Raw genomic sequence first — 15,764 nt, forward strand, 5'->3', positions numbered from 1 at the left:
CGGATATGACCGAAAAAAACGGCGATGCTTCCTGGCAGCGCCGTCTTTGCCCCACCCAGCTCCTGATCAATGGTTCTGGGGCATCTCCCCCCGGGCCAGGCGCCGGTTGATATCGGCGATGACCTCGGGCAGGTCGGCGATGCTGTCGATCATGTAGTGCGGGCGCGAGCTTTCGAACAGCGCGTGGATGCGCCGGCGCTCGCTGGCCAGGGTATCGCTGGCCAGGGCCCGGTAGGCTTCGTAGCTCAGGCCCAGGGCGTTGCCCGAGCAGATCAGGGCCACGGTCCACATGCCGGCGCGGCGACCTTCGAGAATGCCTGGCACGGTGTCGTCGATCTTCACGCAGGCGCCGACGTCGTCGATCCCCAAGGCGATCACGTTGGCCAGGGCCTGGGCCGGCCAGGGGCGACCGTTGGGCACTTCGTCGGTGGCCACTACATGGTCGGCGACGTAGCCGTTGCTGGCGGCCAGGGCCACCACCCTGTCCATCACTTGCTTGGGGTAACCGGAGCAGGAGCCGATCTTGATGCCTTGCGCGCGCAACTGGGCAATCACTTCCAGGGCGCCGGGGATCAATGCCGAATGCTCGGCGATTTTCTCGATCTGCAAGGGCATGAAGCGCTCGTAGATGGCGGTGACGTCAGCATCGGTGGGCGTACGACCGAAGACTTTGCGGTAGCGCTCGGCCACCTCCGGCAGGTCGCACAGGGTGCGGATATGGTCCCACTTGCCCATGCCCATGGGGCCGCGGGCTTCTTCAATGGACACCTGCACATCGAATTCGGCAAAGGCTTCGACAAAGATCTGCGTCGGAGCGAAGGAGCCGAAGTCGACCACGGTGCCGGCCCAGTCGAGGATCGCCGCTTGCAGCTGGTTGGGGTTGCTGTAGTTCATGCTTGCAGTGCCTGTTGTAGGAGCGAGCTTGCTCGCGAAAAAAGGTTCGTGGATCGCAGCGCCTGATTCGCGAGCAAGCTCGCTCCTGCAGGGGCACGGGGGGTCAGAGTTCCCGCAGGGCTTCGCCTATGGCGCTCACCGCGGCCTGCATGTCGCGGCGGTCGACGTGGCCGATGCAGCCCACGCGGAAGGTGTCGACCTGGGTCAGCTTGCCCGGGTAGAGGATGTAGCCCTTGGCCTTGACCCGCTCGTAGAAGTCCTGGAACTGGTAGCGCGGGTCTTTCGGGGCATGGAAGGTGACGATGATCGGCGCCTGGATCGCCTCTGGCAGGAAGCTCTGCAGGCCCAGTTCGCCCATGCCCTGCAGCAGCGCCCGACAGTTGTCGGCATAGCGTGCATGGCGCGCCGGCAGGCCGCCTTGCTCGTTGTATTGCAGCAGGGCTTCATGTAACGCAGCGACTACGTGGGTCGGCGGGGTGAAGCGCCACTGGCCGGTGCTGGCCATGTAGTTGTACTGGTCGTGCAAGTCCATGGCCAGGGAATGGGCGTTGCCCGCAGCCTGGGCCAGGGAGTGTTTGTCGGCCAGGACAAAACCCATGCCGGGCACGCCTTCCAGGCATTTGCCGGAGGCGGCGATCAGCGCCTCGAAGGGGATTTCCCGGGCATCGATGGGCAGCGCGCCAAAAGAGCTCATGGCGTCGATGATCAGGCGCTTGCCGTGGTCGGCCACCACCCGGGCGATCTCCGGCAGCGGGTTGAGGATGCCGGTGCTGGTTTCGCAGTGGATCAGCGCCACGTGGCTGATGGCGCGGTCGGCCTGGAGCAGGCGCTCGACGTCGGCGGCGGTGGTGGGCTGGTCTTCGGCGGTTTCAAAGGTGCTGAAATCCCGGCCCAGCACTTCGCAGATCTTCGCCAGGCGCTTGCCGTAGGCACCGTTGATCAGCACCAGGACCTTGCCGGTCCGGGGCACCAGGGTGCCGATGGCCGCCTCCACGGCGAAGGTGCCACTGCCTTGCAGGGGCACGCAGCAGTGGCTGTCGGCGCCGTTGACGATGGCCAGCAGTTGCCGGCACAGGCTGGCCGTCAGTTGGTTGAAGCGCTCATCCCATGAGCCCCAGTCCACCAGCATCGCCTGGCGGGTGCGGGCGGAGGTGGTCAGGGGGCCGGGGGTAAGCAGGATGGGCTCGGCGACGCTCATGCGGTGTCCTCGAAAAGATGGGGCTGACGCTACGGGGACTAAATTGCAGTTTGCCTTGTCATCAATCAAATTGTTTATTGTTATGCCAGCCATCAGTGAGGCCGATAGCTATGAACCTGTTTCAACTCCGCGCATTCGACGCCGTGGCCCGTGAAGGCAGCTTTACCCGGGCCGCCGGACGGCTGTTCATCAGCCAGCCGGCGGTCACCGGGCATATCAAGGCCCTGGAGGAGCATTACCAGATCACCTTGCTGCGGCGCACCGCGCGCCGGGTGGAACTGACCGAGGAAGGCATCAAGCTGGCGGCCATCACCCGCGCCCTGTTCGGCCTGGCCGAAGAGGCCCAGGCCATGCTTGAGGCCAACCGGCAATTGCTGACCGGGCGCCTGGAAGTAGCGGCGGATGGCCCGCATCTGGTGATGCCGATGCTCGCCAGCCTGCGCAAGCAATATCCGGGGGTGACGGTCAACCTGCGCCTGGGCAATGCCCAGGAAACCCTGGCCGCCTTGCTGTCCGAGCACGCCGACGTGGCGGTGCTGACCGAGGTCGAGCCGCGCAAGGGCCTGCACCTGCAACGCCTGGGCGAGTCGCGAGTCTGTGCCCTGGTGCCGGCAGGGCACCCATGGCTGGAGCTGGCCGAAGGCATTGCCATCGAACAACTGGACCAGGTGATCATGGTGTTGCGCGAACCCGGTTCGATTACCCGCCGTACCTTTGATGAAGCCTGCGCGCTGGCCCAGGTCCAGCCACGGGTGCTGCTGGAGCTGGATAGCCGCGAAGCAGTGACCGAGGCGGTGGCGGCGCAATTGGGGGTGGGCGTCGTCAGCTCGGCGGAAGTCGGTCACGACCCGCGGGTGCGAACCGTGCCGATTCGCGGCGCGGGCCTGGTTAACCGGCACATGCTCGGCTGCATCGAGCGACGTCGTGACCTGCGCCTGATCCAGGCTTTTTTTGCCCTGGCCCCCGCCTGACCCGTCCCTCGCGGGTCGGCACCGGCTCGCCATGACACAGACCCGAGTGATCACCTGCGCCGGCCAGGCCGACCGGCGGCCGGATACTGACTTTTTGGTCGATCAGGGCCTTGAGGACGTATAAACTTGCCCATCGCGTCGGCCAAATCCAACTCGACGCCATAGATCAAGAGAGTGAGTAATGGGCGCACAGTGGAAGGTTAAACACAAAGAAGCGGCAGCCAACGCCAAGGGCAAGATTTTCGGCAAGCTGGTGAAAGAGATCACCATCGCCGCACGTAACGGCGCTGACGTCGCCACCAACGCCCACCTGCGGCTGGTGGTGGAACAGGCGAAAAAGGCTTCGATGCCCCGTGAAACCCTGGAGCGTGCCATCAAGAAAGGCTCGGGCCAGCTCGGCGAAACCGTGCAGTACCACCGCGTGACCTACGAAGGTTTTGCCCCGCACCAGGTGCCGCTGATCGTTGAATGCGTGACCGACAACATCAACCGCACCGTGGCGGAAATCCGCGTGGCGTTCCGCAAGGGCCAGCTGGGCGCTTCGGGTTCGGTGTCCTGGGATTTCAACCACGTGGGCATGATCGAGGCCTCGCCGGACACTCCGGACGCCGATCCGGAACTGGCGGCCATCGAAGCCGGTGCCCAGGATTTCGAGCCGGGCGAAGAGGGCGCGACCCTGTTCCTCACCGAGCCTGCGGACCTGGATGCGGTGCAGAAGGCCCTACCTGAGCACGGCTTCACCGTGCTGTCGGCCAAGCTCGGCTACCAGCCGAAGAACCCGGTCAGCGGCCTGAGCGATGAGCAGATGGCCGAAGTCGAAGCCTTCCTCGAAGGCCTGGACAACCATGACGACGTGCAAGACATGTTCGTCGGCCTGGCGGGCTAAGACCGCGATTCGCCGGCCAGCCGGCTCCTGCATACCCCTGTAGGAGCCGGCTGGCCGGCGAAGCTGTTTTAAAGCCCCGCCAGTTCCTCGCAAACCTGGGCAAAATCCGGTCGTGCCAGTACTTCTGGCTGACAGCAGCGCTGCACCAGCGCCGTCAGTTTCTGCTGTTGCCCCAGGCTCAGCGAACCATCTCCACGCTCCAGCAATTCCTCCAGCAAGATGCCGAAGGCCCGCACTTCCAGGCGTTGCAGTGCGCGGCTTTGCGGGGTGTCGTCCTTGGCATGGAAGGAGGCCGCGCCAAAATCCCCCAGCAAGCAGTCGCCTGTTTCATTCCACAGGGTGTTGTGGCCGTAGAGGTCACCGTGGGTAATGCCCTGGGCGTGCAGATGGGCGCCCACCGAAGCGATGCCGCGGGCGATACGCAGCATCACGCTGGCGCTGTAGTGCGCGTTATCCGGGTAGATATCCCGGGAGCAGGAGTCCAGGCTCGGCAGCGCCGCTAGGTTGCGGTAGCTGGAGTCGATCAGTTGCATCACCAGCCCGTTCTGGCCTTGGGGGTGATCGACAATGCGACCCTCGACGCGGATCAGGTTCGGGTGCAGCCCGGCACTGATGCAGGCGTTCATTTCATGCAGCGGCGAGCCGTCGCTGGTCATCTCGCCCTTGTACAGCTTCACCGCCACCGCCCGCGGCGGTTGCCCGGCGGGTTGCCATTGGGCCTGGTGAATCACCCCCGAGGCGCCTTCCCCCAGGCGCTGTTGCAAGCTCAGTTCGCTCCAGGGAATGCTCGGCGTGGAGGCCAGCGCCGTGGCGTCGGCTTCCGATTCCAGCGGGTTGCCGGCGTAGGCCAGCCAGGTCAGGCGTGGCAGGGCCAGGAGGAAGGGTGGCAGTTCGCTCAGTTGGTTGGCGGCGATCCGCAGCAGCTCCAGGCGATGGCACTGGCTCAGGCTTTCGGGCAGCCGGGTCAGGCGGTTGCCGGAGAGCATGAGTTTTTGCAGCAGCGGGCGGTTACCCAGCTCTTGCGGCAATTCACTGATGCAATTGTCGGTGAGGATCAGCCAGCGCAACTGCGGCGGCAGCGCGGCGGCCGACACCCGTTCGATACGGTTGGCCTTGAAGCCGATCATGCTCAGTTGCGCGCATTGGCCGACACAGGCCGGCACTTCGCGAAACCGGTTGTCCGAGCAGAACAGAATGCGCAGGCGGGTCAGGCGATGCAGGTCATCGGGCAGGCTGTCCAGGGCGTTGCCGCTGAGGTTGAGGATTTCCAGGGAATCGGCGAGATCGAAGATCTCCCGGGGGAACTCGGTCAGTCCACAGGACAGGTCCAGGCGCTTGATTCCGGCCAGCTGGCCGGCCCGCAGTTGAGCAAGGGTATCCATGAACAGCGTCAACACTCGAATGAAGGACAGGGGCGGGGAGGATAAAGCAGATCGGTTGGTTTTGCTGCCTGGGCGTTGGATTGTCCCAGGGCGAGGGTCACTGGGTTTCCAGCAGCCTGAAGGTCAGGGTGGCCTGTCGGTGTTGTTCCCGGTAGTCGGCAATCAGCGTGAGCTCGGTCTTCTGGCCTCTGGACCACAACTGGCAGGCCACTCTCAGGGTGTGTGGATCGGCCTGCAGCGGGTAAATGTCCAGGGCGACCCTACCGGTGCGGTCCGCTTGGCTGACGATCTCAGAAGGAGCCAGCGCCAGCTGCGCAAGCTGTTCCCCCGAGTGTTCCAGCTCTTCGGTGATCTCCTCATACATGGCCGGGCTGACGCCAAACGCCGACAACCTTGCCGGTTCTCCATCCTGCAGGGCTCGCAAAAGTTCAGTGGCCAGTCGATAGAGCTCCTCGCGATCAAATGCCATCGTGCATCGCTCCGAGCAGCCTGAGAAATGCACCAGGTTGCCTGGCGTTGCGAGCCTCTTGGCGCATCGATTCCAGGCTGTGGTGCGCAAAGGCATGTTTGACCGAGCGCGTGGCGGCCTGGCCTAGCGGGTTGCTGGAATCGAAGTCGCTCTCCAGGGTCGCCACCTGATAGGCGCCCTTGTAGCTCCATTGGTTGAAACGCATGACATGCCGGTCATTGAGGATCACGGCGCCTTCTTTCTTGTCGTCCGAGAAGTACCAGGCCAGGTTCGGGCGGATGCCATTGCCTTGTTGCTCCAGGAGTTTGCAGTGCCTGAGCAGGGAGCCAAGGCGTACGCCGCGAACAATGCTGAAGCCACTGCCCAGCCGTTGCTGGTTGAAGAAGTAGCACTTGAGGATCACTTCCTGCGCTCGTCGGTGGTAAAGCGTCGCGTGGCTTTTTTCGAAGAAGTGAAAGTCCGCCGGATCGCCGATCAGTTCATAGCCCTTTGCCGCGAGTTCGTCGGCAGAGAACGTCTCCAGGCCGAACGACGACGAATGTTCGAGCGTCGAGTCGTTCAGGTGCTGCTCAAAGAGCTCGAAAAAGGTGATGGGCAACATGGTCCTGCCTGTCTGTGGCGGTTCAGCCCAATGCATGTTCGGGACCGATTTTCCGCAGTTGTCCGAGACGACTGCGGGTGCGTGCCAGGTCAATGGCATGGCCGCCCAGGCTTTCAGCCAGCGGGCGCTGGCCGATCAGCAGCAGGCGTTTGTCCTGGTCGTAGAGCACGTCGATCAGGTTGATGAAGCGCTGCTGGGCGGCGATCGAGCATTCTCCCAGTTCGGGCAGTTCGTCGATGATCCAGGTATCGAAGCGGCGGCTCAGTTCCAGGTAGTCCATGACGGCCGTGGGCTGTTCGCACAGGTCGTTGAATTCAAAACGGATGCTGCGCTGCTGGATCTGGCGCACGGTCAGCTGTCGCGCGCCCACGCTCAGTGGCTGCGCCGGAGCATGGCGTTCCGGCAGTTCCAGGGCCTGGCGCTGGGCCGGGGTGCCGGGCCACACATAGCATCCCTGGGTGAAGACCTGCTGCTCGTGGGTCCTGGCCTGGCTGCGGTAGTCGTGGGGGCCGCCGACTTCCATGACCTGCATGCGTTGTTTGATCAGCTCGATCACCGGCTTGAAACGGGCGTGGTACAGCGGATTGGGCAGCAAGCCTTCGGGAGCGTAGTTGGAGGTGACCAGCAGGGTGATGCCGCGTTTGAACAAGGCCTTGAACAGCCGGGTGATGAGCATGGCATCGCCGATGTCGTGGACATGGAACTCGTCGAAACACAGCACCCGGCACTGGTTGAGCAGTTCGTCCAGGGTGGTTTCCAGGGCGTCGTCCTGTTGCTGGTGACGGAACATGCCCTGGTGCAATTGGGTGAAGAAGTCATGGAAGTGCAGGCGCTGTTTTTCCGCGAGAGGCAGGGCGCGGAAGAAGCCGTCCAGCAGCCAGCTCTTGCCTCGGCCGACGGCACCGTACAAGTACAGGCTCTGGGCCTTGCCGGGTGAGTGCGCCAGGCCTTCGGCCTGCTGGGCCATGCAGTCGATCACCCGCAACTGGCTGTGGCTCAGGGTGTAGCCCAGGTCCTGGGCCCTGTGGCGAAAGTAGTCGCGGATGACCGCACCGGCAGCGCTCTGGTGTTGCGCGGGCCTGGCGAACAGGCGACGCCAGGGAGAGCGGGTCGGTGCAGGTTTTGGCGGTAGAGCGGCCAAGAGCGGTTACCTCGATGATTCCGGGCCGCTCACCTTAGAAGCGGCGCGACAATTTAACCAATAGGAAACCAGTCGACCAGTGATCTCTAAAGAGCATGGCTCGGAGGTGGGGGGCGGATGGGGCGGAATCTGGCCAATTAATACACAAACTGGCGGTTTCCCTGCTGCTTGCTAACCTGATGGCAGCGAATGCTTCTCACAAGGATTGAGGCCTTGAATGGATACCAGGGGATGGCTGTCATGAGCGCGTTGCTCTGTGCGACGGCAGGGGCCGCGGATCTGCAGGTACAGGTCCGGGTCGATGTGTTGCATGGCTGCCAGTTGCTGGGGCAACAGCGCGAGGCCGGTATCGAGCAGCTCGGCACTCTGGATTTCGGCAGCAGCGCGCGCCTGGATGACGTCGCGGGGCCTTTGACCGCTGCGCTGCCCAGTGGCCGCCGGCCGCGGCTGGAGTGCAATCCCGATACGCCCTATCAACTGCGTGTCGATGGCGGCCTGCATGGCGGCGTCGGCGACGTGCGCTATTTGGCCAGCAACCGCTCGCTGGGCAAACCCATTCCTTATCGTCTGTACCAGGACCCGGCCCGGCGCATACCGTTGCCGGTGAATGTCCCGGTCAGCGGACGCGTGCCGGATTCCGGCAGCGTGGATCTGCCTCTGTACGGACGTATCGAGCCCCTGGCCGAGATTCCCCGAGCCGGAGGCTATTCCGATCTATTGAAGGTGACCCTGAGCTGGTGAAGGCAGGGCCATGACACCTGCTGCGGGGAATCCCGGGCAGAACAGGGAAAGCCGCCGACGATGGACGGCTCAGGTGGGAGTCCTGATGGAACCGGGATGGCAGCAATGAAGGGCAGGAACTGGACGATCATCGCCTTGGGTTCGTTGTGCCTGCTGGTCGACGATGCCCAGGCGGCGATCAGCGGACAGATTCAGGCGCGCCTGGTGATCCAGGCCAGTTGCCAGGTGAGCAGCGCCGGCAACGATCCCGCCGCAGGTCCCGTCAGCGACTCGGGCCTGCTCGATTTCGGCCGGCAAGGTCCGACCTGGGTCAACCCGATCAAGGCCAGCCTTAGCGACAGTGCCGAAGGCCGCTTGCAGGTGGCCTGCAACCCCTCGGTCACCGGGTTCACCGTGACCATCAATGGCGGCCTCAATGGCGACGGCACGACCAGGCGCCTGAGCAACGGACGCCAGACCATTCCCTATCGATTGTTCGTCGATGCATCCGGTAGCGACAGCTACAGCATCGACCAGCAGCGCAATTTCGCAGTGAGCAGCGGCAGGCGGATTCCCATTCCGGTGTTCGGCTCGGTGGTCGCGAATACCCGCGCGGTTCCGGCAGGGGTCTACACCGACACCCTGACCATCACGCTGGATTGGTAACTCATGAGAGGACGCACATCATGCACCCGCTTGTATCGAGAATCGGCTGGCCCTTGCTGGGACTGGTCATGGCCTCAACGGCCAACGCCGCGACCACGGTCACCGGGCAGATCAGCTCGACCCTGATTCTGACCAGCAGCTGTCAGGTCAATGGCGTCGGCGGCAGCACCGGCCTGAACTTCGGTGCCTTGAACTTCGGCACCACCAACAGCCTGTTCACTACCGCCAGCGGCCAGGTGCTGGGCGGTGGCGGCGGAGCGCTGTCGATCCTTTGCTCCAGCGGCACCACCCCGAGCCTGACCATCCAGGGCGGCAGCAATGACGGCAAGTCCAGCGGCGGCACCCGGGCGCTGTACGACGGCGTGGCCAACTACGTGCCCTACGACCTGTACACCGACTCCGGGCATTCGCAGATCGTGGCGATCAATGGGGTGATCAACCTGGCACCGAGCACCGGGGTGGCGCAGACCGTCAATCTCTATGGCCAGGCAGTGGGCAAGGCCGGGCTACCGGCCGGCACCTACACCGATACGGTGTCCGTACAACTGACCTTCTGATGCCATGGCCCGCCCCGGATGTGCGCTGCTGGCCCTGATCTGTGCCGGTGCCTGGCCGGCGTGGACCAGTGCCGCCACCAGCCAGAGCTTCCAGGTCAGCGCCACTATTACCGCCGGCTGCCTGGTGGTGGGCGGTGTCAGCAACTACGGGAGTCTGGCGTTCGGCAGCCAGTCGGCGCTGTCCACCAGCACGGTCAGGGTGGCTCTGACCGGCGGCGTGCAGTTGCAGTGCACCCCGGGGGTGACCCTGAACATGACGGTGGACGGAGGCCAGTACAACAGCAGCGGGCGGCACATGAAGATCAACAGCGGCAGCGCCCAGGTCGCCTATCAGCTGTTTCGCGATGCGGGGTACAGCCAGAGCCTGGGGATCGGCCAGAGCGTGGCCGTGGCTTACAGCGATGCCAATAACATCAGCCTGCCGATCTACGGGCAGGTGCAGTTGCCGGGCAATCAGCCTGGGGGGACATACAGCGACGTGCTGCAGGTGCAGCTGTCGTGGTGAAGGGGCGAATCGACCATCAGCCGGCAGGCGGACAAGGAGTAGCAGTATGCATTTACTTTTGCGGGGCCTGCAGGCCACCCGTTACTTGATACTGGCGGGGCTGTTGTCTGGCGTGCCGGCGGTACAGGGCGCCAGTTCGGTGCTGATCTGGCCGATCGACCCGGTGCTGGAGGCGGATCAGCAGGCCAGCGCCCTATGGCTGGAAAATCGCGGCACCGAGACTGCCAATCTGCAGATCCGGGTATTTGCCTGGAGTCAGAGCGGCTTTGCCGATCAGTACCAGAACCAGCGCGAGGTCATCGGCAGCCCGCCGGTGGCGAAGATCGAACCCGGGCAGAAACAACTGGTGCGCCTGACCCGTACCCGTGAAGTACCGCCGGGGCAGGAGCTGGCGTACCGGATCATCATTGACGAGATTCCCTCGGCCCAACCCATCACCCCGCAGGACGGTGCCAAGAGCGCTGCGGCGATTCGCTTCCAAATGCGCTACTCGGTGCCGCTGTTTGCCTATGGCGCAGGACTCTGGAGCAAGGAGGACACCACTCGCCAGCGCGATCCCAAGGGCGCCGGCGTCCCCGACCTGAGCTGGCGCAAGGTGGCGCAGGATGGCAAGACGTTCCTCGAATTGCGCAATCAGGGCGCGGTGCATGCGCGCCTGACCAACGTCGGGTTCAGCCAGGGGACACAGACCCGGCCGTTGGCGCCGGGCCTGCTGGGGTATGTCTTGCCCGGCGCGGTGATGCGCTGGCCGCTGACCGAGCCTCTGGCGGCCGACGCGACCCTGCAGCTGCGGATCAATGGTGCGTCGCAGGTACAGACCCTGGCGCCTGCACGCTGATCCACAGGCGCGGTGAGGCGCTCGGCAAAAGGGCGATCGGGCACAGCTACACACGGATGTGAGCGCGATGGCGCATTTGCCTTGGGATGGAGATGTCCACAGATGGACTTGAATCCGCCATGAGCCGGGAACCGGCTCGTCGTTACTGGCGCTTGCAAGGGCTGCTGGCCGGTCTGTGGGGCGTGATGCTGAGTGGCCCGCTCCAGGCCGGCGAATTGCCGCCGCCGCCCAGCAGCCTGGAGTCGATGGCCGATGCGCAGTTGTTTCTGGAGTTGGTGATCAATCGGATGAACACGGGCAAGGTGGTGGCGGTGGAGCAGCGCGCCGGGCGACTGTTCATGCCGCTGCAGACGCTGCAGGACGCCGGGATCAAGCTGCCGCAGGGGGTGGGCAGCGAGGTGGATCTGGAGGGCCTGCCGCAGTTGCACAGCGATTACGACAGCCAGGGCCAGCGCTTGCTGCTGGATGTGCCGGCGGACTGGCTGCCGGAGCAGTTCATCGGCAGCCGCCAGGCCTACCCGCGGACCCCGGCGCTGAGCAGTTTCGGCGCGCTGCTCAACTATGACCTGTACCTCAATGACACCGACGACGGCGGCACTTACCTGGCGGCCTGGAACGAAGTGCGGCTGTTTGACAGCTGGGGCACCTTGTCCAATACCGGGCAGTACCGGCGGACCCTGTCCGGGATTGAAAGCGCTTCGCTGAACAATGGCTATCGGCGCTACGACACCACCTGGCGCTTTTCCGATGAGGAACGCCTGCTGACCTATGAGGCGGGTGACGTGGTGAGCAGCGCCTTGCCCTGGAGCAGTTCGGTGCGCCTGGGCGGGGTCCAGCTGTCACGGGACTTTGCCGTGCGTCCGGACCTGGTGACCTATCCCTTGCCGCAGTTTGCCGGTGAAGCGGCGGTGCCGTCCTCCCTGGACCTGTTCATCAACGGCTACAAGGCCAGCAGCAGCGAGTTGCAGCCCGGCCCCTATACCCTGACCAACATTCCCTTCATCAACGGCGCGGGAGAGGCGGTGGTGGTGACCACCGATGCCCTGGGGCGGCAGGTATCGACCACGGTGCCGTTCTATGTCACCAGCACCTTGCTGCAGAAGGGCCTGACGGACTTCTCGGTGGCCGCAGGCAACCTGCGTCGTGACTACGGCTTGCGTGATTTCGGCTATGGCCCGGGCGTTACTTCCGGCAGCCTGCGCCATGGCCTGAGCGATAGCCTGACCCTGGAAGCCCATGCCGAAGCCGCGGACTCCCTGACGCTGGGCGGAATGGGCGGCAACCTGCGCCTGGGCCACTTCGGCGTGCTCAACACCGCGCTCAGCCAGAGCCGCTTCGACGGCAGTGGCGGCCAGCAGTTCAGCTTCGGCTACCAGTACAACAATCAGCGCTTCAGCCTGGCCTACCAGCGCATGCAGCGTCGCGACCAGTACGCCGACCTGAGTCTGCTCGACAGCCCCTACACCCGACTCAGCCAGCGCAGCGAGCAACTGACCCTGAGCCTCAATCTGGAGCGTTATGGCAGCCTGGGAGCCGGTTATTTCGATGTGCTGGCCGCCGATTCGAGCCGTACCCGCCTGCTCAATCTGACCTGGAGCAAGCCGCTGTGGCACAACAGCAGTTTCTACCTGTCGGCCAACCGGGAAATCGGCGATAGCCAGTGGGCCATGCAGGCACAACTGGTGATTCCCTTCGATCTGCACGGCAGCCTGAGCCTGAGCAACGAGCGCAGCAAGACCGGGGAAAACCGCCAGCGGGTCAATTTCAGTCGCTCGGTGCCGCTTGAGGGCGGTGTCGGTTACAACCTGGGTTATGCCACCGGCGCCGGCGCCGACTATCGCCAGGCGGATGCCACCTGGCGCCTGCAGTCGGTGCGCCTGCAGGCCGGGGTCTATGGCACTCGCGAAGCCGAGACGCGCTGGGCCGATGCCAGTGGTTCGCTGGTGTGGATGGACCGCCAGTTGTTCGCCGCCAACCAGATCGACGACGCCTTCGTGGTGGTCAGCACCGGCGGCTACCCGGACATACCGGTGCGCTATGAGAACCAGCTGGTGGGCCGGACCGACGCCAGCGGTCATCTGCTGGTGCCCTGGAGCAGCGCCTACTACCGGGGCAAGTACGAGATCGATCCGCTGAACCTGCCGGCCAACGTGCAGAGTCCGAGTGTCGAGCAACGGGTGGCGGTTCGCCGCGGTAGCGGCTATCTGCTGGAGTTTCCCCTGGCCCGGGTGATCGCCGCCAGCGTGGTGCTGGTGGATGCCCAGCAACGGGAATTGCCTCTGGGGAGCAGCGTGACCCATCAGCCGAGCGGAGCTCGGGCAGTGGTCGGCTGGGATGGGCTGGTGTATCTGGAGAACCTTGCGCAACACAACCGCCTGGAAGTCGGCCTGGCCGATGGCCAGCGCTGTCATGCGCAGTTCGATATGGATCTGCAACAGCAGCAGGTGCCGCTGATTGGCCCGCTGGTTTGTCAGTAGCGACAGGGTCAAGGCGCAAGGGAGGGCGAGGCATGGGCAGATTCACGGGCTGGCGACAGGCAATGGCGGGACTCTTGGCCAGCGTGCTGGCGCTGTCGGCCCAGGCGCTGTGTAACACGGTCAGCACCACGCCGGCGGGGTTCGGCACGCTCAGCTCGATCCTGGTGCGCACCACTTCGCAGCCGGCCTCCACCACCAATGCCGGCCTGAGCTGCACCGGCTCGCTGCTGAGCGTGCTGGCCAGCAACGACCATTTCTACGCCACCATCACATCCGCCACCAGCGGCATGGTCGGCCCCACTGGCGATGTCATCGGCTACACCCTGTACGCCAACAACAGCACCAGCTACCCGATCACTCGGGGGGTGCAGTTCGACTTCGCCCGCAACTCGATCATCGATCTGCTCGGTTTGCTGGGCAGCCCCACCGTGGCCAAGACTGTGCCGATCTACATGGGGACCATCACCGGCAGCAACGTGGCGGCCGGGGTCTATACCGAGAACCTGAGCATCTTCTGGAGCTGGAACTACTGCGCCGGGATCGGCGCCCTGGGAGCCTGCCTGGGCCGTGATATCGGCAGCGGCACCCAGGCCCTGACGGTCAACATGACGGTGTCCAACGATTGCGTGATCACCGCGCCCAACATCAGTTTCGGCAGTGCGCCGGTGGTCAGCGCCTTTGCCACGGTGACCGGGCAGACCATCAACCTGGCCTGCACCAAGGGCAGCGCCTATACCGTGGGTTTGAGCGATGGCCAGCAGCCGGTGAGCGCGGGTGGTCGGCGGCGGATGATTTCCAGTGGCAACTACCTGGCCTATGACATCTTCAAGAGTGCCGGCAATACCCGTTGGGGCAGTGTCGGCAGTGCCCGGCGCTCCAGTACCGATGCCGAAGTCAACCCGGGTAACGGCCTGGGCACCGGCAGCCAGATCTTCAACTACAACGCCCGGATCTATACCGACCAGAGCACCCCGCCGGCCGGTACCTATGTCGACAACGTGGTGCTGGATGTGGGGTTCTAGGAGCCACCGCGCCATTGATTTCGTCTTCCGCCCGAGGCGCTTTTGCTCAGTCATTCCCTGGCTGGCCGTTCCAGGGCGACGAGCTGCTGCCAGGCAGGCCGCGGGGCTGGGGTTGAAGCACTCTCGGGCGAGCCCGCTATGGGCGTGCCGAGCTGGCGCCGTGCGCGGTGGCCGGGTGTTTTCCGGGGTTCAGGCTCCACAGCCAGTAGGCCAGGGCCACGCCGTTGATGGCGGCGCCCAGCAGGCACACGCCGGTCCAGCCGGCCCAGGCGTAGGTGGCGGTGGCGGCAATGGAGCCGCCGGCGCTGCCTGCCGAGTAGAACAGCATGTATCCGGCCGCCAGACGGCTCTGGGCTTGCGGGCGCACGCTGTAGATCAGGCTCTGGCTGGTAACGTGGACCGCCTGCAGGCCCAGGTCGAAAGTGATCACCCCGACGAGCAGGGCCCACAGGGAGGATTGGGTAAAGGCCAGGGGCAACCAGGACAGCAGCATCAGCGCCAAGGCCAGGCCACTGGTCCATTGCGCCAGCCCGCGATCCGCCAGGTGCCCGGCCCGTGCCGCGCCCAGTGCGCCTGCGGCGCCGGCCAGGCCAAACAGCCCGATCTCGGTGTGTGACAGCGACAGCGGTGGGGCGCTCAGGGGCAGCACCAGCGGGGTCCATAAGACCGTGCCGGCAGCGAAGATCAGCATGGCCAGGACCGCCCGGTCGCGCAGGACCTTTTCCTCCTTGAACAACAGCAGCAGCGAGCCGAGCAGTTGCCCGTAGCGCTGCACCGCTGGCGGCTGTTCAGCAGTCGGCAGCACCTTCCACAGGGCCAGGGCCACCAGCAGGGTCAGCCCGGCCGACAGCAGGTACACCGAGCGCCAGCCCGCCAGATCGGCCATGGTGCCGGCCACGGTACGGGCCAGGAGGATGCCCACCACGATGCCGCTGGTGACCATGCCCACCACCCGTCCGCGCTGGGCGACCGGCGTCAGGTGGGCTGCGTAGGCCACCAGCACCTGGGTCACGACCGCCAGCAGGCCGGTGCAGGCCATGCCCAGTAACAGCCAGGCGCTGCTGGGGGCCAAAGCCACGGTCAACAGGGCCAGGACCGACAGCAGGGTCTGGCTGACGATCAAGCGCCGGCGATTGAGCAGGTCGCCCAGGGGCACCAGCAACAGCAGGCCGAGACCGTAACCCACCTGGGTCAGGGTGATGACGATGCCCACCGTGGCCGGTGCCAGGTCGAAGGCCTGGGCCATGGCGTCCAGCAGCGGTTGGGCGTAGTACACGTTGCCCACCGCCAGCCCGCAGGCCGCGGCGAACAGCAGCACCACCTTGGCTGAAAGTGGCGAGGGGGTTGAGGATTCTGATGACATGGCGGACTCCGTATCTGGTTTTGTTATAAAACCAGTTGTACGGTAGTGATCGCGGTTTTATATTGCAACCACTT

The 15,764-nt window shown here is 64.7% G+C and carries 16 protein-coding genes; 9 read left to right on the top strand and 7 right to left on the bottom strand.

All coding sequences use genetic code 11. From position 1 onward, the window contains the following. Window positions 1-66: 66 nt before the first annotated feature. Window positions 67-894, bottom strand: a complete 828-nt coding sequence (phnX, locus tag BLV47_RS10225; RefSeq protein WP_092312932.1) for a phosphonoacetaldehyde hydrolase — start codon at window positions 892-894, stop codon at window positions 67-69. A 103-nt stretch (window positions 895-997) separates the two neighbouring features. Further along, window positions 998-2,092: a 2-aminoethylphosphonate--pyruvate transaminase gene (locus BLV47_RS10230; protein WP_092312935.1), complete on the bottom strand. Its 1,095-nt coding sequence runs from the start codon at window positions 2,090-2,092 to the stop codon at window positions 998-1,000. A 110-nt stretch (window positions 2,093-2,202) separates the two neighbouring features. Between BLV47_RS10230 and BLV47_RS10235 the strand changes: the two genes are divergently transcribed. Further along, the gene (locus BLV47_RS10235; protein ID WP_092312938.1) at window positions 2,203-3,063 is read left to right on the top strand and encodes a LysR substrate-binding domain-containing protein; all 861 of its coding nucleotides are present in this window, start codon (window positions 2,203-2,205) and stop codon (window positions 3,061-3,063) included. Between the two features lie 181 nt (window positions 3,064-3,244). After that, the gene (locus tag BLV47_RS10240; protein WP_092312941.1) at window positions 3,245-3,949 is read left to right on the top strand and encodes a YebC/PmpR family DNA-binding transcriptional regulator; all 705 of its coding nucleotides are present in this window, start codon (window positions 3,245-3,247) and stop codon (window positions 3,947-3,949) included. A gap of 68 nt (window positions 3,950-4,017) precedes the next feature. Here the strand turns inward: BLV47_RS10240 and BLV47_RS10245 are convergent, their stop codons facing one another. From BLV47_RS10245 to zapE, 4 genes are all read right to left on the bottom strand, one after another. Further along, window positions 4,018-5,331 (bottom strand): leucine-rich repeat-containing protein kinase family protein, encoded by a 1,314-nt coding sequence (locus BLV47_RS10245; protein ID WP_092312944.1) that lies wholly within the window; start codon window positions 5,329-5,331, stop codon window positions 4,018-4,020. Between the two features lie 97 nt (window positions 5,332-5,428). Continuing rightward, window positions 5,429-5,800 carry a hypothetical protein gene (locus BLV47_RS10250; protein ID WP_092312947.1) on the bottom strand — a complete coding sequence of 124 codons (372 nt, stop codon included), beginning with the start codon at window positions 5,798-5,800 and terminating at the stop codon, window positions 5,429-5,431. Next, window positions 5,790-6,401, bottom strand: a complete 612-nt coding sequence (locus BLV47_RS10255) for a hypothetical protein (protein ID WP_092312950.1) — start codon at window positions 6,399-6,401, stop codon at window positions 5,790-5,792. The genes BLV47_RS10250 and BLV47_RS10255 overlap by 11 nt, the downstream gene beginning before the upstream one ends. Window positions 6,402-6,423: 22 nt before the next feature. Further along, window positions 6,424-7,542, bottom strand: a complete 1,119-nt coding sequence (zapE, locus tag BLV47_RS10260; RefSeq protein WP_092312953.1) for a cell division protein ZapE — start codon at window positions 7,540-7,542, stop codon at window positions 6,424-6,426. Window positions 7,543-7,773: 231 nt separating this feature from the next. Between zapE and BLV47_RS10265 the strand changes: the two genes are divergently transcribed. The 7 genes from BLV47_RS10265 to BLV47_RS10295 all read left to right on the top strand — a co-directional run bounded on the left by BLV47_RS10265 (window position 7,774) and on the right by BLV47_RS10295 (window position 14,327). After that, window positions 7,774-8,283 (top strand): Csu type fimbrial protein, encoded by a 510-nt coding sequence (locus BLV47_RS10265; RefSeq protein ID WP_425272146.1) that lies wholly within the window; start codon window positions 7,774-7,776, stop codon window positions 8,281-8,283. A gap of 105 nt (window positions 8,284-8,388) precedes the next feature. Next, window positions 8,389-8,928, top strand: a complete 540-nt coding sequence (locus BLV47_RS10270; RefSeq protein ID WP_092312956.1) for a Csu type fimbrial protein — start codon at window positions 8,389-8,391, stop codon at window positions 8,926-8,928. Window positions 8,929-8,948: 20 nt separating this feature from the next. After that, window positions 8,949-9,485, top strand: a complete 537-nt coding sequence (locus tag BLV47_RS10275; protein WP_092312958.1) for a Csu type fimbrial protein — start codon at window positions 8,949-8,951, stop codon at window positions 9,483-9,485. Between the two features lie 4 nt (window positions 9,486-9,489). Further along, window positions 9,490-9,990 carry a Csu type fimbrial protein gene (locus tag BLV47_RS10280; RefSeq protein ID WP_092312961.1) on the top strand — a complete coding sequence of 167 codons (501 nt, stop codon included), beginning with the start codon at window positions 9,490-9,492 and terminating at the stop codon, window positions 9,988-9,990. Window positions 9,991-10,036: 46 nt separating this feature from the next. Next, window positions 10,037-10,828: a fimbrial biogenesis chaperone gene (locus BLV47_RS10285; protein ID WP_092312964.1), complete on the top strand. Its 792-nt coding sequence runs from the start codon at window positions 10,037-10,039 to the stop codon at window positions 10,826-10,828. A gap of 119 nt (window positions 10,829-10,947) precedes the next feature. Next, a complete protein-coding gene (locus BLV47_RS10290; RefSeq protein ID WP_092312967.1) occupies window positions 10,948-13,305 on the top strand; it encodes a fimbria/pilus outer membrane usher protein in 2,358 nt (785 codons plus the stop codon). Between the two features lie 62 nt (window positions 13,306-13,367). Beyond that, window positions 13,368-14,327 (top strand): Csu type fimbrial protein, encoded by a 960-nt coding sequence (locus BLV47_RS10295; RefSeq protein WP_092312970.1) that lies wholly within the window; start codon window positions 13,368-13,370, stop codon window positions 14,325-14,327. 136 nt (window positions 14,328-14,463) lie between these two features. Here BLV47_RS10295 and BLV47_RS10300 read toward each other — a convergent pair whose 3' ends face one another. After that, window positions 14,464-15,690, bottom strand: a complete 1,227-nt coding sequence (locus tag BLV47_RS10300; protein ID WP_092312973.1) for an MFS transporter — start codon at window positions 15,688-15,690, stop codon at window positions 14,464-14,466. Window positions 15,691-15,764 lie beyond the last annotated feature (74 nt).

Source organism: Pseudomonas saponiphila (assembly GCF_900105185.1).
Lineage (GTDB): Bacteria > Pseudomonadota > Gammaproteobacteria > Pseudomonadales > Pseudomonadaceae > Aquipseudomonas > Aquipseudomonas saponiphila.